The organism is Variovorax sp. RKNM96 (genome assembly GCF_017161115.1).
GTDB lineage: Bacteria > Pseudomonadota > Gammaproteobacteria > Burkholderiales > Burkholderiaceae_C > Variovorax.
In genome coordinates this window covers 1,098,694-1,118,019 of record NZ_CP046508.1, presented here as the reverse complement: position 1 = coordinate 1,118,019, position 19,326 = coordinate 1,098,694, and the positions used below count along the sequence as shown (strand labels likewise).

Annotated in this window: 16 protein-coding genes; 14 read left to right on the top strand and 2 right to left on the bottom strand. The window is 66.4% G+C overall.

Annotated elements, in window-relative coordinates; all coding sequences use genetic code 11:
- Positions 1 to 92 precede the first annotated feature (92 nt).
- The 6 genes from GNX71_RS05110 (at position 93) to GNX71_RS05085 (ending at position 6,865) form a co-directional block, all read left to right on the top strand.
- Positions 93 to 710, top strand: coding sequence for a hypothetical protein (locus tag GNX71_RS05110; RefSeq protein WP_241027162.1), 618 nt, complete (start codon positions 93 to 95; stop codon positions 708 to 710).
- Positions 707 to 2,095, top strand: a complete 1,389-nt coding sequence (locus GNX71_RS05105; protein ID WP_206177316.1) for a sigma 54-interacting transcriptional regulator — start codon at positions 707 to 709, stop codon at positions 2,093 to 2,095. Before GNX71_RS05110 ends, GNX71_RS05105 begins: the two co-directional genes overlap by 4 nt.
- Positions 2,096 to 2,288: 193 nt before the next feature.
- Entirely contained in the window at positions 2,289 to 2,492 is a 204-nt protein-coding gene (locus tag GNX71_RS05100; RefSeq protein WP_206177315.1) for a hypothetical protein, read from the top strand.
- Positions 2,493 to 2,497: 5 nt separating this feature from the next.
- Positions 2,498 to 4,522 (top strand): glucans biosynthesis glucosyltransferase MdoH, encoded by a 2,025-nt coding sequence (mdoH, locus tag GNX71_RS05095; protein ID WP_206177314.1) that lies wholly within the window; start codon positions 2,498 to 2,500, stop codon positions 4,520 to 4,522.
- Between the two features lie 307 nt (positions 4,523 to 4,829).
- Positions 4,830 to 5,729 carry an RNA ligase family protein gene (locus GNX71_RS05090; RefSeq protein WP_206177313.1) on the top strand — a complete coding sequence of 300 codons (900 nt, stop codon included), beginning with the start codon at positions 4,830 to 4,832 and terminating at the stop codon, positions 5,727 to 5,729.
- Positions 5,726 to 6,865: an AAA family ATPase gene (locus tag GNX71_RS05085; RefSeq protein WP_206177312.1), complete on the top strand. Its 1,140-nt coding sequence runs from the start codon at positions 5,726 to 5,728 to the stop codon at positions 6,863 to 6,865. Before GNX71_RS05090 ends, GNX71_RS05085 begins: the two co-directional genes overlap by 4 nt.
- Positions 6,866 to 6,913: 48 nt before the next feature.
- Here GNX71_RS05085 and GNX71_RS05080 read toward each other — a convergent pair whose 3' ends face one another.
- Both GNX71_RS05080 and ffh read right to left on the bottom strand, forming a co-directional pair.
- Entirely contained in the window at positions 6,914 to 7,315 is a 402-nt protein-coding gene (locus GNX71_RS05080) for a hypothetical protein (RefSeq protein WP_206177311.1), read from the bottom strand.
- A 29-nt stretch (positions 7,316 to 7,344) separates the two neighbouring features.
- Positions 7,345 to 8,733, bottom strand: a complete 1,389-nt coding sequence (gene ffh, locus GNX71_RS05075; protein ID WP_206177310.1) for a signal recognition particle protein — start codon at positions 8,731 to 8,733, stop codon at positions 7,345 to 7,347.
- Positions 8,734 to 8,847: 114 nt separating this feature from the next.
- Here ffh and ccsA point away from each other — a divergent pair, with 114 nt between their 5' ends.
- From ccsA to GNX71_RS05035, 8 genes are all read left to right on the top strand, one after another.
- Positions 8,848 to 9,663 (top strand): cytochrome c biogenesis protein CcsA, encoded by an 816-nt coding sequence (gene ccsA / locus GNX71_RS05070; protein ID WP_206177309.1) that lies wholly within the window; start codon positions 8,848 to 8,850, stop codon positions 9,661 to 9,663.
- The gene (locus GNX71_RS05065) at positions 9,660 to 9,932 is read left to right on the top strand and encodes a PP0621 family protein (protein ID WP_013539480.1); all 273 of its coding nucleotides are present in this window, start codon (positions 9,660 to 9,662) and stop codon (positions 9,930 to 9,932) included. Before ccsA ends, GNX71_RS05065 begins: the two co-directional genes overlap by 4 nt.
- A gap of 16 nt (positions 9,933 to 9,948) precedes the next feature.
- A complete protein-coding gene (locus GNX71_RS05060) occupies positions 9,949 to 11,646 on the top strand; it encodes a histidine kinase dimerization/phospho-acceptor domain-containing protein (protein ID WP_206177308.1) in 1,698 nt (565 codons plus the stop codon).
- Positions 11,647 to 11,650: 4 nt separating this feature from the next.
- Complete coding sequence (locus tag GNX71_RS05055; RefSeq protein WP_206177307.1) at positions 11,651 to 13,222, top strand: sigma-54 dependent transcriptional regulator; 1,572 nt, start codon at positions 11,651 to 11,653, stop codon at positions 13,220 to 13,222.
- Positions 13,209 to 13,829 (top strand): 1,6-anhydro-N-acetylmuramyl-L-alanine amidase AmpD, encoded by a 621-nt coding sequence (gene ampD, locus GNX71_RS05050; protein ID WP_206177306.1) that lies wholly within the window; start codon positions 13,209 to 13,211, stop codon positions 13,827 to 13,829. The genes GNX71_RS05055 and ampD overlap by 14 nt, the downstream gene beginning before the upstream one ends.
- Positions 13,830 to 14,179: 350 nt before the next feature.
- Complete coding sequence (locus GNX71_RS05045; protein WP_206177305.1) at positions 14,180 to 17,095, top strand: ribonucleoside-diphosphate reductase subunit alpha; 2,916 nt, start codon at positions 14,180 to 14,182, stop codon at positions 17,093 to 17,095.
- Between the two features lie 191 nt (positions 17,096 to 17,286).
- Positions 17,287 to 18,525: a ribonucleotide-diphosphate reductase subunit beta gene (locus GNX71_RS05040; RefSeq protein WP_206177304.1), complete on the top strand. Its 1,239-nt coding sequence runs from the start codon at positions 17,287 to 17,289 to the stop codon at positions 18,523 to 18,525.
- 196 nt (positions 18,526 to 18,721) lie between these two features.
- A complete protein-coding gene (locus GNX71_RS05035; protein WP_042578341.1) occupies positions 18,722 to 19,252 on the top strand; it encodes a histone H1-like DNA-binding protein in 531 nt (176 codons plus the stop codon).
- The last annotated feature ends 74 nt before the right edge of the window (positions 19,253 to 19,326 follow it).

Here is a 19,326-nt window from a genome sequence, read left to right as displayed (position 1 = left end):
CCTCTGAATCACCGCTTCGCGCCCTTCGCCTCTTTTTTCGACCCATGTCTTTTTCGTTCGTCCGCAGTCCCATCCTCGCAGCGGCGTTGGCCATGCCTTTCGCCCTGTTGCTGGCCGCCTGCACCACGCAACCCAAGCCACCTGCCGAGGCCGATGCACTGCCCCCGCCGGCCGTCGTGCCGCGCGTCATGCCGGTCGAGGCCGAGCCCCGCGCGCCGGCCACGCAGCCGGCATCGCTCTTCACGCTCATGACTCAGGGCCCGCAGGCCGCCATGCTGTCGTATGCCGACAAGGTGCGGCCGCTCGGCGGCGGCGAGCTCAACACCGAGATCGCCCGCATCGGCGACCCCGGCGATTCGCCGACCACGCAGATGCAGCTGGCGATCTTGCTGTCGCAAACGCGCGTGCCAGCCGACCTGGCGCGCGCCCTCGGCCTGCTGCAGCGCGTGATCGCCAACCCGTCGCCCGAAGCGCAGCCGCTGCACCCGCTCGCGCGCGCGCTGGCGGCCCGTTATGTGGAGCAGCGCCGCGTCGAGGACGACCGCGACAAGCAGGTGCAGCAGCTGCGCGACAGCCAGCGCCGCATCGACCAACTCAACGACCGCATCGAAGCGCTGCGCGCCATCGAACGCAGCTTCGCGCGGCCCGCCGCCACGCCGGCACCGGCAGCCCCAGCACCGGTGACCAACGGAAACAAGCCCACACCATGAGCACCACCGGCGCACGCCTCCTCGTGGTCGACGACGATCCGGACATGCTGCGCCTGATCTCGATGCGGCTGGTGTCGGCGGGCTACCAGGTCACCGCCGTGACCTCGGCCGAAACCGCGCTCACCCAGCTGGAAATCGAGCATCCGCAACTGGTGCTGAGCGACGTGCGCCTGCCGGGACGCGACGGGCTCGCCCTGTTCGACGAGATCCGCAAGCGCCATCCCTCGCTGCCGGTGATCCTGCTCACCGCGCACGGCACGATTCCCGATGCGGTCGAGGCCACGGCGCGCGGCGTCTTCACCTACCTCACCAAGCCCTACGACGCCCGCGAACTGCTCGACAAGATCGGCCAGGCGCTGGCGCTCGGCGCCCCCGCCAGCACGCCGGCCAAGAGCGGCGACGAAAGCTGGCGCGCCGAGATCGTGAGCCGCAGCAACCGCATGGCCGAACTGCTGGCCGAGGCGCGCATGGTTGCCAAGTCGGATGCCTCGGTGCTGCTGCGCGGCGACTCGGGCGCGGGCAAGGAACTGCTCGCGCGCGCCATCCACAAGGCCAGCGCACGCGCCGACAAGCCGTTCGTGGCGGTCAATTGCGGAGCGATTCCCGAAGCGCTGCTCGAATCCGAGCTGTTCGGCCACATGAAGGGCGCTTTCACCGACGCCCACGCGAACCACAAGGGCCTGTTCCAGCAGGCCGACGGCGGCACGCTGCTGCTCGACGAAATCGGGGACATGCCGCCCGCCCTGCAAGTGAAGCTGCTGCGCGTGCTGCAGGAGCGCGCGGTGCGGCCGCTGGGCGCAAGCCAATCGATCGAGGTCGATGTCCGCATCGTCTCGGCCACCCATCGCGACCTGGACGCCGCGATGGAGGCGGGCCAGTTCCGCGAAGACCTCTACTACCGCCTGAACGTGGTGACGCTCACGCTGCCGCCGCTGTCGGCGCGGCGCGAAGACATTCCGCTCTTGGCCAATCACTTCCTGCAGCGCCTGTCGACCAAGTACGGCAAGCGGCTCTCCGGCTTCGCGCCGGAGGCGCTGAAGGCGCTGACCACGGCCGCCTGGCCCGGCAATGTGCGCCAGCTGTTCAACGTGGTCGAGCAGGTGTGCGCGCTGTCGAGTTCACCCCTGATTCCGCTCGCGCTGGTGCAGCGCGCGCTGCGGGTGCCGACGGTCGAGGTCCAGACCTATGCCGACGCCAAGCAGCGTTTCGAGCGCGACTACCTCGTCGGCCTGCTCAAGCTGACCGACGGCAACGTGGCCGACGCGGCCCGCCTGGCCGACCGCAACCGCACCGAGTTCTACCGCCTGCTGCAGAAGCACGAACTCACGCCGGGCCACTTCAAGGCCGATGCTGTCGCTCCGGGCTCGGACCCTGTCGCCGAGTAGCGACGCCCCTAAGTCGTTGATTTCAAAGGCCATTTCCCACGAGCCTTCAAGGCTTGTCGGGATTCGGCGACAAAAACAGGGGTTTTGAGGGCCTGCGGCGGGCCTCCCCAGCGAAAAACGCATCCAGATCGCTCCAAGTCATTGATCTGAAAGCGTTTTCCCAGGCTGGCACAGGGTTTGCCCCTGTACTGGCATGACAGCACTTACCAGCCCATCTTTCGCACTGCGTCCGCAGCGCGACGGCCTGCGTCAAAAGCAGTTTTCCCTCTCGCGGCCCCGTGCCGCGGGTCATTCGCTCGCCGCGCTCGCCAGCGCAGGCGGCGCCGAACCCGATTGCGTCATCAAGCGCTTTCCGGGCATTGGCGACACCCCTTCCCTCGACAAGCAACGTTGGTAAATCACATGAAGCCCACTGACTTCTCCCAACTGAACGTGCTGACCGAAGCCGATTTCTCGCACCGCAGTCCGGTCCGCGAAGAACGCCATCCCAACTCGGTCACCGCACCGCCCGTCAACCGCGGTTCGATGACGCCCCGTCCCTGGCGCGGTTTCTGGAACAGCATCGGCACCGCCCTCCTGGTCAAGCTCGGCGCTGGCCGTGCGACCGAAGGCACCGACGCTGAATCCGCCGAATCGACCCAGCAGGTCAAGCAGCCGTGGCAGCGTGCCGCGGCCCGCCGCCGCAATGCCTTCATGCTGCTCACCGTGCTGAGCACCGTGATCGCATCGACGCTGTTCGCCGGCGTGCAACCCGACTACGACAACGTCTGGCTCGAATACGGCCAGATCGGCCTGTACGGCCTGCTCTCGGGCTGGGTCGTGACCGGCTTCGTGACCGCCCTCATGGGCTTCTACGTTTCGGTGCGCGGTGACAAGCACGCGCTGTCGGCCAAGCAGGTCGCCAACCACCCGATGAACCCGGAAGCCCGCACCGCGATCATCATGCCGATCTGCAACGAAGACGTTGCCACGGTGTTCGCCGGCCTGCGCGCCACCTGCGAATCGGTTGCCTCCACCGGCCACGCCAAGCAGTTCGACGTGTTCGTGCTGTCCGACAGCTACAACCCCGAGACTGCCGCCGCCGAGCGCGCCGCCTGGGAAGACCTGCGCGCCGCACTCGCCGACAGCCCGAACCAGCCGCAGGTCGAGGTGTACTACCGCCTGCGCACCCGCCGCACACACCGCAAGGCCGGCAACGTGGCCGACTTCTGCCGCCGCTGGGGCAAGGACTACCGCTACATGGTCGTGCTCGACGCCGACTCGGTGATGAGCGGCGACTGCCTGACCTCGATGGTCAAGCTGATGGAAGCCAACCCCACCGCCGGCATCATCCAGACCGCGACGCAGGCCATCGGCCACGTCACGCTGCATGCCCGCGCACAACAATTCGCTTCCCGCGTGACGGGCCGCCTGTTCACGCTGGGCATGCAGTTCTGGCAACTGGGCGAATCGCACTACTGGGGCCACAACGCGATCATCCGCGTCGAGCCCTTCATGAAGCATTGCGCGCTGGCCCCGATCAAGGGCACCGGCGGCATGTCGGGCGGCATCATGTCGCACGACTTCGTCGAAGCCGCGCTGATGCGCCGTGCCGGCTACAACGTGTGGCTCGTGTCCGACCTGGTCGGCAGCTACGAGCAGCAACCGCCGGACCTGCTGGCCGAACTGCAGCGTGACCGCCGCTGGTGCCAGGGCAACCTGCAGAACGCCCGCCTGATGGCCGAGCCCGGCATCCATTCCGTGCACCGCGCGATGTTCGTGACCGGCACCATGGCCTATGTGTCCGCGCCGCTGTGGCTCGCGTTCCTGACGCTGGGCACGGCCCTGTGGCTCAGCGGTTCCAGCCTCGTGTCGAGCTGGAGCGTGCTGCCCGCCGAACTGGCCGGCCTCTGGGTCTGGACCCTGTGCCTGTTGTTCCTGCCGCGCGTGCTGGGCATCGCTGCCGTGCTGATGCGCGGCGAGCAACGCCAGTACGGCGGCACCTGGGGCCTGGTGAAGAGCTCGGTGATGGAAAGCGCCCTGGCCATCGTGCAGGCGCCGGTCCGCATGCTCGCGCACTCGCTGTTCGTGCTGGTCGCCCTCACCGGCATCAAGCTCGACTGGAAATCGCCCCCGCGTGAAGCCAACGCCGTGCCCTGGAAGATCGCTGCCACGCAGCTGGCCCCGATGACGCTGGTGATCGCCATGCTGGCCGTCGGCGTCGCGATGATCGACCCGAGCGCACTGATCTGGCTCATGCCTGTCGGCCTGCCGCTGCTGCTGGCGATTCCGCTGACCGTGCTGACCAGCCAGATCGCGCTGGGCACCACGCTGCGCGACCGCGGCTTCCTGCTGATTCCCGAGGAATCGCGTTCGCCGGCCGTGCTGCGCCGTGCGTGGATGCATGCGCTGCGCCTGGCACGTCCTGCGGCGCTGGCTGCAGCCTGATGCGCTGAAGTCACAGCACCCACGAAAAGCCGGCCTCAGGGTCGGCTTTTTTCATGGGGCATGGCTAGAATCGCCCACTCTTTTTCTTTCAACCCACGGATCGTTCGATCCCCTGGAGCGCCAAGTGCCCCGATTCGCCGTCATCACCCTCTGACGCCGACAACACCACTTCACTGCTGGTCATGTCGGGCGCCAAGCTGCGTTCCCACTGACCAGGCACGGCCTCCTCGGCCACTGAAGTCGACTCTCTTTCCAGCTTCGCTCCCGCACGTTGTCGGTTCTTCCTGATTTCCATCTGGAGAACAACGTGTTCCCTCTCTCTTCCCTTTCATCGATTCCGCTGCTCAAGTACCCGCGTACTGCGCATCTGGAAGGCTCGCGCCTGCAGGCCGGCGATACCGACGACGGCCAGACGCCGTTGTCCGCTCTGCACAGCCAGCATGTGGTCATCGAGGAAAAACTCGATGGCGCGAATGCGGCCGTGTCGTTCACTTCGGCAGGCGAACTGCTGCTGCAATCGCGCGGCCACTATCTGGCAGGCGGCGCGGGCGAGCGGCAGTTCAACCTGTTCAAGCACTGGGCCGCGGCGCATGAGGCGACGCTGCTCGAACGGCTCGAAGACCGCTATGTGATGTACGGCGAGTGGTGCTTTGCCAAGCACAGCTGCTGGTACGACCGGCTGCCGGCGTTCTTCCTGGAGTTCGATCTCTACGACCGGCAGGCGGCGAGCTTTCTCTCGACACCTGCACGACATGCGCTGCTGGCCGATGGTCCGGTGATGTCGGTGCCCGTGCTGTACGAGGGCGAGATGCCACGCAGCGCGAAGGCACTGCGCACGCTGGTGCGGCCGTCACTGGCGCGCAGTGCCGACTGGATGCCGGCCTTCGAGCAAGCCGTGGCGCAAGAGGACCAGCCGCTCGATCTCGTGCGACAGCAAACCGACCTGTCCGACCTCGCCGAAGGCCTGTACCTCAAGGCCGAGTCGGGCGGTCAGGTGACCGGCCGCTACAAGTGGGTGCGGCCCGATTTCATTCAGACCATCCTCGACTCGGGCTCGCACCACAGCCGCCGGCCCGTGCTGCCCAACCAGCTCGCGCCGGGCGTGGACCTCTACGCGCCGACGCCGCAAGTGAGCTGGCAAGACCTGGGCCTGCGCACGCTGCGCGACCCCGTCGACCTGACAACAACCGCAAGGAGGCCGCGATGACTTGCGACGATCTGCGCGCGCTGGTCCCCGCGCCCTCACAAAGCTATGACTGGGCCCGATGCTGCGACCTGCTGCCGGCCCTGCTGCGTCTCGAGGAAACGCCGCAAGACCCGTACTACCACGCCGAGGGCAACGTCGGCATTCACACGCGCATGGTGCTCGACGCGCTCATGGCCGACGCGCACTTCCAGCACGCCGATGCCGACCGCCGCTTCGTGCTGTTCATGGCCTGCCTGCTGCACGACATCGCCAAGCCCGACACCACGGTGATCGACGAAGCCAGCGGCCGCATCGGCCAGCCCGGCCATTCGCGCCGCGGATCGGTCGACGTGCGCGTGCTGATGTGGAAGGCCCGCGTGCCGTTCGCGTTGCGCGAAGCGGTCTGCCGGATCATCGCGGTGCACCAGGTGCCGTTCCACGCCTTCGCCTCGCGCAAGGGCGAGCGGCCCGAGTGGCTGGCGCACAGGCTCTCGTGGGAACTGAGCCTGCCCGACCTGTGCTGCGTGGCGCGCTGCGACATGCTCGGCCGCCACTATGAGAAGCGCGCCGACAGCCTCGCCGACATCGCACTTTTCGAGCAGCTCGCGCAGGAAGAAGGCTGCTGGGATGGCCCGCGCAAGATGGCCGATGCGCACACACGCCTGGCCTACTTCCGCGGCGCCGACACCAGCCCCGACTACCCGCTGTTCCAGCAGCCGGGCGCGCAGGTCACGGTGATGTGCGGCCTGCCCGCGAGCGGCAAGAACCACTGGGTGGCGCAGCATCGCAAGGGTTGGCCGGTGGTGTCTTTCGACGATGCGCGCGCCGAGCTGGGCCTGAAGCATGGCGAGAACGACGGCATGGCCGCGCACCACGCGGTCGACCAGGCCAAGGGGCTGCTGCGCAAGCACGAGCGCTTCGTGTGGAACGCCACGCACCTGAGCCAGCAGATGCGCACCAAGACGCTGGACCTGCTCTGGGCATACCACGCGCAGATCGAGCTGGTGTACCTGGAAGTGCCGCATCCGGAACTGATGCGCCGCAACCGGGAGCGCGACACGACGCTGTCGAACGCGGGCATCGAGCGGATGCTGCACCGCTGGGAGCTGCCCGCGCCGATCGAGGCGCACGAAACGGTCTACGACGTGCAGACCTGAAAACGACGAAGCCGCTGGGAAACGCTCCGGCGGCTTCTGTCTTCCGTCCTATCGCTTGACCTGAACGGCCGGGCTCGATGCCCGAGCTCCCGTGAGCGCGTGCCACAACGCCAGTGCAGCGTTCTTTACGCCCAGCACCATGTAAACCCACGCCTTCTGCCACCGATGGCGAACAACAAAGACGTGCAGATGCCAGTTCGGGCGTTTTCGCACTGCGGCGCCGCTGTGAATCAGCAGGAACGCGTCGGGGTTTCCTGCGAAGTCCTGGGCAAGGCGCTGGGCCTCGCTCATGAAGAAGGCCAGCAGTTCGGCTTTGCCCTGCTGCGAACCCGTGCTGGCCTCATCGTGGCAGAGAACGAAGCAGTGAGGCAGCAGAGGCAGGCTGTAGCTGACGAGAAGACAGCCTCTTTCCGCGTAGCCGGGCGGAACGCTCAAGACCCGCTTGAACATGAGCGCCCGCATCTGGATGCGATGCCGTCCTAGAACGGCAGCTTCGGCCCACCAGGACCACCCATCCCGCCCATACCCTTCATACCGCCCATCTTCTTCATCATCTTCATCAGGCCGCCACCCTTCATCTTCTTCATCATCCCCTGCATCTGCTCGAACTCGTTGAGCAGGCGGTTCACTTCCTGAACCTGCACACCGGCGCCGGCCGCGATGCGGCGCTTGCGCGTGGCCTTGAGCAGCTCGGGCTTGCGGCGCTCCAGCGGGGTCATGCTCTGGATGATCCCTTCCTTGCGGCGGATGTCGCGCTCGGCGCGCGTCATGTCGGCCTCGGTGGCCTTGGCGGCCATCTGCGTGGGCAGCTTGTCCATCAGGCTGGAGAGGCCGCCCATCTGCTTCATCTGCTGCAGCTGGCCGAGGAAGTCGTTCAGGTCGAAGCCAGCGCCGCTCTTGACCTTGGCCGCGAGCTTCTGCGCTGCCGCCACGTCGACGCCGGCCGTCACCTGCTCGACCAGCGCGACGATGTCGCCCATGCCCAGGATGCGGCCCGCATGGCGCTCGGCGTCGAACACCTCCAGGCCGTCGATCTTCTCGCTCGTGCCGGCGAACTTGATCGGCACGCCCGTGACCTGCCGCACCGACAGCGCCGCACCGCCGCGCGAATCGCCGTCGGTCTTGGTCAGGATGATGCCGGTGAGGGGCAGCGCCTCCTTGAAGGCCTTGGCGGTGTTGATCGCGTCCTGGCCCTGCATGGCATCGACCACGAACAGCGTCTCGACCGGATCGAGCGCTGCGTGCAGCTGCTTGATTTCGGTCATCAGCACTTCGTCGATCGCGAGGCGGCCTGCCGTGTCGACCAGCAGCACGTCGAAGTAATGGCGCTTGGCGTGGTCGAGCGCGGCGCGGGCGATGTCCAGCGGCTTCTGGTCGGGCGTGCTCGGGAACCACTCGGCGCCGGCCTGCTTGGTGACGGTCTTGAGCTGCTCGATGGCGGCCGGGCGGTAAACGTCGCCCGACACCGTGAGCACCTTCTTCTTGCGCTTCTCAATCAGGTGCTTGGCCAGCTTGGCGGTGGTGGTGGTCTTGCCGGCGCCTTGCAGGCCGGCCATCAGGATCACCGCCGGCGGTTGCGCCGCAAGGTTGATGTCGGACACGCCCTCGCCCATGGTGGCGGCGAGCTCGCGGTTCACGATGCCGACCAGCGCCTGGCCCGGCTTGAGCGAACCCAGCACTTCCTGGCCGAGCGACTTCTCTTTCACGCGGGCGACGAAATCGCGCACCACGGGCAGCGCCACGTCGGCCTCCAGCAGCGCCATGCGCACCTCGCGCAGCATGTCCTGCACGTTGCTTTCGGTGATGCGGGCCTGGCCGCTCATCGTCTTGACGAGGCGGGAGAACTTTTCTGTGAGGGCGGTGGCCATGAGCGGAATGCCTTGCTGCCCGCTGCGGCGGGTCGGATGGAAAGTCTTGGAGACGAGGGGAGAACTTGAAGTCGGGCGCGGGGAACGCAAGGGCGAGACGCTAAACTCCGACCGATGATTTTAGCGATCCCCTCCCCACTCGGCGTGGCGCTGGGCATCGCCACCGCGGCGGCCTACGGATTTGCCGCTGCTGCGGGTGCCCGGCTCAGCCGTCAAACCACCCAATGGGCCCTTGGAATTGCGTGGCTTCTGCATGCGGCCGTGCTGGCACATGGGCTGGTCGGCAGCGAGCCGCGCTTCGGCTTTGCCCCGGCTCTGTCAGTGACGGCCTGGCTGGTGCTCACGGTCTATGCGATCGAAAGCCGCCTGTATCCCCAATTGAAGGTGCGGCGCGCGCTGGCCTGGCTGGGGGCTGCCGCAGTGCTGCTGGCCATTCTGTTCCCGGGCACGCCGTTGCATGTCACCGCCTCACCGTGGCTGCCCCTGCACCTTGCGCTTGGCATCGCCTCCTATGGACTGTTCGGTGCAGCCGTGGTCCACGCCTGGCTGATCACCCGCGCCGAGAAACAGATCCGCCTGACGACCGGCGCGCCCCCCGAGGGCGGCGTGCCGCTGCTCACGCTCGAGCGCCTCACCTTCCGCTTCGTGACCGCGGGCTTCGTGCTGCTGTCGGCCACGCTGCTGGCCGGCCTGCTGTTCACCGAGCAGCTGTACGGCGCCGCGGGCCGCGCCTGGAAGTGGGACCACAAGACGACGTTCTCCGTGCTCGCCTGGGTCACCTTTGCGGTTCTCCTGATCGGCCGTGCGCGCTTCGGCTGGCGCGGCCGCACGGCCCGCCGCGTGCTTTACGCCGGCTCCGCCCTGCTGCTGCTGGCCTATGTGGGTTCCCGCTTCGTGCTCGAAGTGGTGCTGGCGCGTCCTCCCGTATGAAATACCTCCTCGTCCTCGCCGTGCTCTGGATCGCCATCTGGCTCTGGCGCAAGAACCGGCGCGAAGAAATGCGCGACGCCCAGCGCGAGCGCATGGCCAAGGCGCAGCAACGCCCGGCCGCGCCAACGGCGGTCGGCGCGCCGCAGGCCATGGTGCGCTGCGCCCATTGCGGCCTGCACCTGCCCGCGAGCGATGCCATCGCCGGTCCCGACGACGCGGTCTATTGCAGCACCGCGCACCGTCAGGCCGCTGTCGCGGCACGCGGCTGAACACGCCCCCTGCTCCATGAGCACCCCCCTCTGGTCGCGCGGCGAGCCGGTCACCGATTGGGACGTGCTCGAACCCGGCGGCAGCGAGAGCAGCGCGCTGCTGCGGCTCTGGCGCGGCTTCATGGCCGCGCGCTGCTTCGTCGCGCTGGTGCTGGTGGTGTTGCAGGGCGTGGCCTTCGCGCTCGGGCAGACGATGCAGGCGGCGGCCATCGCCATCTCGGCCGGCTACCTGGTCGCCACCTGGCTGGAGATGCGCTATGCGCACTTCGAACCACCGATCCGCGGTTTCTCGACGCTGTGGCTGCTGACCATCGGCATCGACCTGGCCACCTTCACCGCGCTGCAGGTGCTGCAGGGCGGCAACGTCAACTACACGCCGCTGTTCGCGCTGCCAGTGCTCATGAGCGCTGTGCTCGGCACGGTGATCGTGAGCCTGGGCACCACGGCCTCCGTCACGCTGCTGCTGCTGGCCGATGCGGGATGGCACTGGCTGCAGCAGCCGGGCGACTCCTCGACCCGCTTCGTGCAGGCGGCGCTCACCGGCACCGGCCTCTTCGTGGTGGCCCTGCTCGCGCACGAGCTGGCGCGCCGGCTGGCGCGCGAAGAGGCAGTGGCGCAGCGCAACCGCAGCAGCGCGCAGATGCAGGCGGAGGTCAACGACCTGGTGATCGAGACGCTCGCCGAAGGCGTGCTGGTGATCGATGCCGAAGGCATGGTGCATGCGGCCAACCCGGCGGCCGACGCGATCCTCGGCCAGGGCCTGGCGAAGCTGTCGCTGCCGTTCGCGCTGCACGCGCAGCCCGCCTGGCACGCGCTGGCCGCGCTCTCGCGCCAGACCTTCGCGCGGCGGGCGCCGCAGTCCGAGGAGATTCCGGTCGCGCAGGCCCGCGGCGCGGCGCGCGAAGTGCGCGTGCGCACCCGGCTCACGCCCACCAGCGACAAGCGCGCCGACAGCCTCTGCGTGATGTTCCTGCAGGACCTGCGCGAGCTCGAGGCCCGCATCCGCACCGAGAAGCTGGCCGCGATGGGGCGCATGTCCGCCGCCGTAGCCCATGAAATCCGCAATCCGCTGGCGGCCATCGCGCAGGCCAGCGCGCTGCTCAGCGAAGACCTCACCGACCCCGCGCACCGCAAGCTCACAGACATGGTCCAGCACAACGCGCAGCGCCTGGCTCGCATCGTGGACGACGTGCTCGACGTCTCGCGCGCGCGCCAGCAGCGCGTGCTCTCGCTCGGCGAACAGGTGGTGCTCGACCCGGCAGTGCAGGTGCTGGCCGAGGAATGGGTGCGGCAGACGCAGCGCAAGGGCGTGCACATCGCGCTCGAGGCGCCCGGCATCGACGTGCGCTTCGACGCCGAGCACCTGCGCCGCCTGCTGGTGAACCTGTTGGACAACGCATCGCGCTATGCGGGCAAGGGCGAAGGCGCGATCCAGGTCATCACCACGCTGCAGCGCGCGGGCACCAGCCGCCCGGCCCTGCAGGTGTGGAGCGACGGTGCGCCGCTGGAACCGGCGGTGCAGCGCCACCTGTTCGAGCCCTTCTTCTCGTCCGAAAGCCGTTCCAGCGGTTTGGGTCTCTTCCTCTGCCGCGAGCTGTGCCGGCGCCATGGCGCCACCATCGGCTACGAGCGGCGGGCACTGGTGGCGGGCGGGCCCGAGGGCAACGAATTCTTCGTCAGCTTCGCCGCCAGCGAGAACCGGCTGACACAATAGCGTCGTGAGCACCCCACTGTCTTCCGCCCCGCGTCCCGCGCAGATCCTTGTCATCGACGACGAGCCCGACCTGCGCACGCTGTATGAACTGACGCTGCTGCGCGAGGGCTATCACGTCGAGGCCGCGGGCAGTGTGTCCGAAGCCTGGCAGCACCTGGAGGCCGCGCGCTTCGATGCGGTGATCACCGACATGCGGCTGCCCGACGGACAGGGCATGGAGATCATCCATCGCATCCAGAAGAACCAGCGCAGCGAGCGCTGCGTGGTGATGACGGCCTACGGCTCGGCGGAGAACGCGGTCGAGGCGCTCAAGGCGGGTGCGTTCGACTACCTCACGAAGCCGGTCGACCTGAAGCAGTTTCGTGCCGTGGTCGCTTCCGCGGTGCAGGCCACGCGGGCGCCCGTCGTGCAGGTCAAGCCGGAGAAGGCTGCCGTTGCAAGCACCAGCGAACGCGCCGGGGCCGCCTCGATCACCGGCAGCAGCGGCATTGCGGCGCTCGATCGCCTGGTGGGCGAGTCGGACCCGATGCGCCTGGTCAAGTCACGCATCGCCAAGGTGGCGCGCGGCATGGCGCCGGTGCTGGTGCGCGGCGAGTCGGGCACCGGCAAGGAACTGGTGGCACGTGCGGTGCATGCGTGCAGCCAGCGCAGCGACGGCCCGTTCGTCGCGGTCAACTGCGGCGCGATTCCCGAGAACCTGCTCGAGGCCGAATTCTTCGGCGCGAAAAAGGGCTCGTACACCGGCTCCTCGCAGGACCGCGACGGCTACTTCCAGGCCGCGCGCAGCGGCACGCTGTTCCTCGACGAGATCGGCGACCTGCCGCTGGCGATGCAATCGAAGCTCTTGCGCGCCATCCAGGAGCGCAGCGTGCGCTCCATCGGCTCGACGCAGGAAGAAGCGGTCGACGTGCGCATCGTGAGCGCCACCCATAAAGACCTGCACGCCGAGGTGCAGGCCGGCCGCTTCCGGCAGGACCTTTTCTACCGCCTCAACGTGATCGAGATCGCGGTGCCCGCGCTGCGCGACCGCCGCGAGGACCTGCCCGCGCTCTGCGCCGCGCTGCTCGCGCGCATCGCGCAGGACGGCGGGCTGCCGGTGCCGCACCTGTCGGCCGAGCTGCTGCGCCGGCTGGCGCTGCACCCGCTCGACGGCAATGTGCGCGAGCTCGAGAACCTGCTGCACCGCGCGGTCGCGCTCAACGACGGCGACGAGCTGCACCTCGACCTGATGGGCGGCAATGTCGCAACGACGATGGCGGCTGCCGACATGGCATCGGCCACGCCCGCCCAGCTCGCGCCTCGCAACGATGCACCGGTGGCGGTCGCAGAACTCAAGCCGGCACCGGTGGCCGAGTTCAAGCCCACCCCGCCACCCCTGCCCTCCGACCTGCAGGCCTACCTCGACCAGCAGGAGCGCGAGATCCTCGTGCGCGCACTGCACGAGAGCGGCTTCAACCGCACCGCGGCCGCCGCGCGCCTGGGCATGAGCCTGCGCCAGATCCGCTACCGCATCGCGCGGCTGGGCATCACCACGCCCAACGGCGACGATGGCGCCAGCAGCCATGTCGACGACTGAAGCCTCTGCACACAACACGCCGCCCGCCGACGACGGGCTCTGGCGGGCCGGCTGGTACCGCTTCGCGAAAGCCCTGCCTTCACCGAATTTCGGCCCTCGCCCCGCCGGCGCGCAGACCGACCTGATCGTGCTGCATTCGATCAGCCTGCCGCCCGGCGAATACGGCGGCGATGCGGTGCAGCAGCTCTTCACCAATCGGCTCGACTGGGATGCGCATCCGTACTTCCAGTCGATCCGCGGCCTCGAGGTGTCCTCGCATTTCTATGTGCGCCGCAACGGCGAGCTCTGGCAGTTCGTGAGCTGCGACGACCGCGCATGGCATGCGGGCGTGTCGTCATGGCGCGGCCGCGGCAACTGCAACGACGACTCGATCGGCATCGAGCTCGAAGGCCTCGAGGGCCAGACCTTCGAAGCCGCGCAATACGAGACGCTGGCCAGTCTCTGCCCCGCGATCGCGCAGCACTACGCCATCGCATTCATCGCCGGTCACGAGCACATCGCGCCGGGCCGAAAACAGGACCCCGGCGCGGGCTTCGATTGGCGATTGCTGCACGCGCAACTGGGCTGGAAATCACAGATGTTTCCCCCATCTGTGATGGAGCGCTAATTTTTTCAATCGCGTGACGCCCCGCGATGCCCTGCCCTCGGGCCGCATCGCTTTCGAGAATGCAAATGTGAACCGCAGCAACCATGCGGCTTGCAGGCTCAAATCGGCTTGCAAGCCAAGCCCCGTGCGGGTTGCGCGACCATAGGCCAGTATTGACGCGGCATCGCCAGCCATGGCCTATGCCTAGAGAGATACCCGCAGTAGGTGAATCACTCACAAAACACTACCTGTAGTGGCTTGTAGACCCCTGGCACCCTAGATATAGTGTCCTCCGTCCGGTCAACAACGCCGGCGCGGCGCCCAGCCAAGGCGTCGCCACCCAACAAGAATTGCCAACCGAGAGGAAGCGAATGCAAACAGCCCTGAACACCCCATCGACCCCGCGTGCCGTTCCCTCGACGCCACCGCAGCAGCAGCGAGACACTGCTGGCTCCCCCACCGGCCAGAACCTCGCGCACTACCAGATCATCCGCCGCAACGGCGCCGTCGTTCCCTTCGAGCCGAACAAGATCGCCATCGCGATGATGAAGGCCTTCCTGGCCGTGCACGGCACCCAGGGCGCGGCTTCGGCCAGCGTGCGCGAGACGGTCGACGTGCTCACCCAAGGCGTGATCCGCGCCATGGTGCGTTCGCGTCCGGGCGGCGGCACCTTCCACATCGAAGACGTGCAGGACCAGGTCGAGCTCGGCCTGATGCGCGGCGGCCACCACGAAATCGCACGCGCCTACGTGCTGTACCGCGAACGCCGCACGCAGGAGCGTTCCAAGCAGGGCGAACATGAAATGCCCGCCGTGCAGACGCTGCATGTGCTGGACAACGGCGAACGCGTCGCGCTCGACCTGAACCAGCTCAAGGGCCTGATCGAATCGGCCTGCGAGAACCTGGGCGACAGCATCACCGCCGCGCCGATCGTCGCCGAGACGATGCGCAACCTGTACGACGGCGTGCCGCTCGACGAGGTCTACAAGGCCTCGATCCTGGCGGCCCGCACGCTGATCGAGAAAGACCCCGACTACACCTTCGCCACCGCGCGCCTCCTGCTGCACACGATCTTCAAGGAGATCGTCGGCCGCGAAGTGATGCCGGTCGACCGCGCCACCGCCTACGCAGACTACTTCCCGCAGTTCATCAAGAAGGGCGTGGAGAACGACCTGCTCGACGAGAAGCTGCTGCAGTACGACCTGCCCCGCCTGGGCGCGGCGCTGAAGGCCGAACGCGACAACCAGTTCGACTACCTGGGTCTGCAGACGCTGTACGACCGCTACTTCCTGCACGTGCGCAAGACCCGCATCGAACTGCCGCAGGCTTTCTTCATGCGCGTGGCCATGGGCCTGTCGCTCGGCGAGATCGACCGCGAAGCGCGTGCCATCGAGTTCTACGAAGTGCTGTCGTCGTTCGACTTCATGTCGAGCACGCCGACCCTGTTCAACGCCGGCACGCTGCGCTCGCAGCTGTCCAGCTGCTACCTGACCACCGTGCCCGACGACCTGGACGGCATCTACGAGTCGATCAAGGAAAACGCGCTGCTCTCGAAATTCGCGGGCGGCCTGGGCAACGACTGGACCCGCGTGCGCGCGCTCGGCAGCCACATCAAGGGCACCAACGGCGAATCGCAGGGCGTGGTGCCGTTCCTCAAGGTGGTGAACGACACGGCCGTGGCGGTGAACCAGGGCGGCAAGCGCAAGGGCGCGGTCTGCACGTACCTCGAAACCTGGCACCTCGACATCGAGGAGTTCCTGGAGCTGCGCAAGAACACCGGCGACGACCGCCGCCGCACGCACGACATGAACACCGCCAACTGGATCCCCGACCTCTTCATGCGCCGCGTGATGGAAAAGGGCACCTGGACGCTGTTCTCGCCTTCCAACGTGCCTGACCTGCACGACCTGTTCGGCGCCGACTTCGAGAAGGCCTACGTGGCCTACGAAGAGAAGGCGGCCCGCGGCGAGATCAAGCCCGCGCGCACCATCCAGGCCTCGGACCTGTGGCGCAAGATGCTCACGATGCTGTTCGAGACCGGCCATCCCTGGATCACGTTCAAGGATGCCTGCAACGTGCGCTCGCCGCAGCAGCACGCAGGTGTCGTGCACTCGTCGAACCTCTGCACCGAGATCACGCTGAACACCAGCGACACCGAAACGGCCGTCTGCAACCTGGGTTCGGTGAACCTGCTGCAGCATCTGAAGGACGGCAAGGTCGACCAGGAAAAGCTCAAGCGGACGATCTCGACCGCGATGCGCATGCTCGACAACGTGATCGACATCAACTACTACGCCGTGAAGAAGGCGCGCGACTCGAACCTGCGCCACCGTCCGGTGGGCCTGGGCCTCATGGGCTTCCAGGACGCGCTGTACGAACTGCGCATTCCCTACGCCTCGCAGGAAGCCGTGCAGTTCGCCGACGAGTCGATGGAAGCCATCTGCTACCACGCCTACTGGGCCTCGACCGAGCTGGCCAAGGAACGCGGCAAGTACTCGAGCTACAAGGGCTCGCTGTGGGACAAGGGGATCCTTCCGATCGACACGCTCGAGCTGCTGGAAAAGGCACGCGGCGGCTACGTCGAGGTGGACCGCTCGGCCACCCTCGACTGGGACGCGCTGCGCTCGAAGATCAAGGCCGACGGCATGCGCAACTCCAACTGCGTGGCCATCGCACCGACCGCGACCATCTCGAACATCATCGGCGTGGACGCCTCGATCGAGCCGTGCTTCGGCAACCTCTCGGTCAAGTCGAACCTGTCGGGCGAATTCACCGTGATCAACCACTACCTGGTTCGCGACCTGAAGCGCCTGGGCCTGTGGGACGACGTGATGGTGATGGACCTGAAGCACTTCGACGGTTCGCTGCGTCCCATCGACCGCGTGCCGCAGGACGTGAAGGCGCTCTACGCCACCGCGTTCGAAGTGGAAACCACGTGGCTGGTGGAAGCCGCTGCGCGTCGCCAGAAGTGGATCGACCAGGCGCAATCGCTCAACATCTACATGGCCGGCGCATCGGGCAAGAAGCTCGACGACACCTACAAGCTCGCATGGCTGCGCGGCCTGAAGACCACCTACTACCTGCGCACGCAGAGCGCGACGCACGCAGAAAAATCGACGGTGCAATCGGGCCGTCTCAACGCGGTGTCGTCGGGCAACGACGCACCCTCGGGCATGAGCGCACTCGAAGCCGCCGCTGCTGCAGCGAAGGCACAGATGAGCGCGATGCCCGCCACCGACATCGCCTTCTGCGGTGTGGACGATCCGACCTGTGAAGCGTGCCAGTGACACGCCGATGCTCGCGACAGTGAGTCAGTGAGGTGCATGCGAAAGTCGCGCGACGTTCAAGCAATGAAGCCATTGACTGACATCGCGCGATGCATGCGAGCAACATAACAACCACATAAATGGCGCGCGATGTGAACGAGCACTTTGCAACTCACATCGTTACTCCGATAATTTGAGCATTGGATTTTTCTATGTTGACCTGGGACGAAGAAGTCAAGCCCTCCTTACCAAAGGATATGCAACAAGGATTGCAGCACCACAACGCATCGACCAGCGGCTCGCCCGCAGGCCGTTCGGTGGACGCTCCGACTTCGTCGATTGCACAACCCGCATCGTCTGCTTCGCGCACGCTCGATGACGGCGCCGCCGCACCGCTGCGCCAGGTTGCTCCCGCTTCGGTTCCTGTCGTGGCGCAACGCGTCAAGGCTTCCGACAAGCGCATCATCAACGGCCAGACCGACGTCAACCAGCTGGTGCCGTTCAAGTACAAGTGGGCTTGGGAAAAGTACCTCGCCACCTGCGCCAACCACTGGATGCCGCAGGAAGTGAACATGACGCGCGACATCGCGTTGTGGAAAGACCCGAACGGCCTGACCGAAGACGAACGCCGCATCGTCAAGCGCAACCTCGGCTTCTTCGTGACCGCCGACTCGCTGGCCGCCAACAACATCGTGCTGGGCACCTACCGCCACATCACGGCGCCCGAATGCCGCCAGTTCCTGCTGCGCCAGGCCTTCGAGGAAGCAATCCACACGCACGCGTACCAGTACATCGTCGAGTCGCTCGGCCTGGACGAGAGCGAGATCTTCAACGCCTACAACGAAGTGCAGTCGATCCGCGAGAAGGACCAGTTCCTGCTCCCGTTCATCGACGCCATCAGCGACCCGCACTTCAAGACCGGCACGCACGAAACCGACCAGACGCTGCTCAAGTCGCTGATCGTGTTCGCCTGCCTGATGGAAGGCCTCTTCTTCTACGTCGGCTTCACGCAGATCCTTGCGCTCGGCCGCCAGAACAAGATGACCGGCGCCGCCGAGCAGTACCAGTACATCCTGCGCGACGAGTCGATGCACTGCAATTTCGGCATCGACCTGATCAACCAGCTCAAGCTCGAGAATCCCGGCCTCTGGACCTCCGAGTTCAAGGCCGAGATCAAGGACCTCTTCATGAAGGCCGTCGAGCTCGAATACAAATACGCCGAAGACACCATGCCGCGTGGCGTGCTCGGCATGAACGCCTCCATGTTCAAGGGCTACCTGCGGTACATCGCCAATCGGCGTGCACAGCAGATCGGCCTCGAAACGCTCTTCCCGAACGAAGAAAATCCGTTCCCCTGGATGAGCGAAATGATTGACCTGAAGAAAGAGCGCAACTTTTTCGAAACCCGCGTGATCGAGTACCAGTCGGGTGGTGCGCTCTCCTGGGATTGAATCTTTCCGATAAGAATTAATGAATTCAAGAATTGCCCTTGCCACCGATCGCGCCAAAGAGCGCGGCATGGACGAGGGCTCAGGTGTTCATGGTGCTGGGGCTCAGATTCCAACGCCATGAATCGCTTCACGCTCCCAACGTGCGTGGAGTGCTTCAATAGGTTGATTTTTTCAACTTGATCAAGGAGAAATAGAAATGGCAACTGCAAAGAAAGCGCCGGCTAAGAAAGCCGCTGCAAAGAAGGCTCCGGCAAAGAAGGTCGCGGCCAAGAAGGCTCCGGCAAAGAAGGTAGCAGCGAAGAAGGCTCCGGCCAAGAAGGTTGCTGCCAAGAAGGTCGCCGCCAAGAAGGCTCCTGCCAAGAAGGTAGCAGCGAAGAAGGCAGCACCGGCCAAGAAGGCTGCTGCGAAGAAGGCTCCGGCGAAGAAGGCCGCTGCCAAGAAGGCGCCTGCGAAGAAGGCCGCGGCGAAGAAGGCTCCTGCCAAGAAGGCAGCTGCCAAGAAGGCCCCTGCAAAGAAGGCCGCCGCCAAGAAGGCTCCTGCGAAAAAGGCTGCGGCCAAGAAAGCCGCGAAAAAGCCCGCTGCCAAGCCTGCCGCTGCTGCCAAGAAGCCTGCTGCAAAGAAGGCTGCCAAGGCACCCGCCAAGGCTGCTGTAGCGCCTGCCCCTGCCGCGCAAACGACGCTGAATCCCCAGGCAGCCTGGCCGTTTCCTACGGCCAGCAAGCCCTGAGTAATCTCAGCGCCTTGACGGCAAAAAACCCGGCACCTCACGGTGTCGGGTTTTTTTTTGGGCGCTCGAAGAAG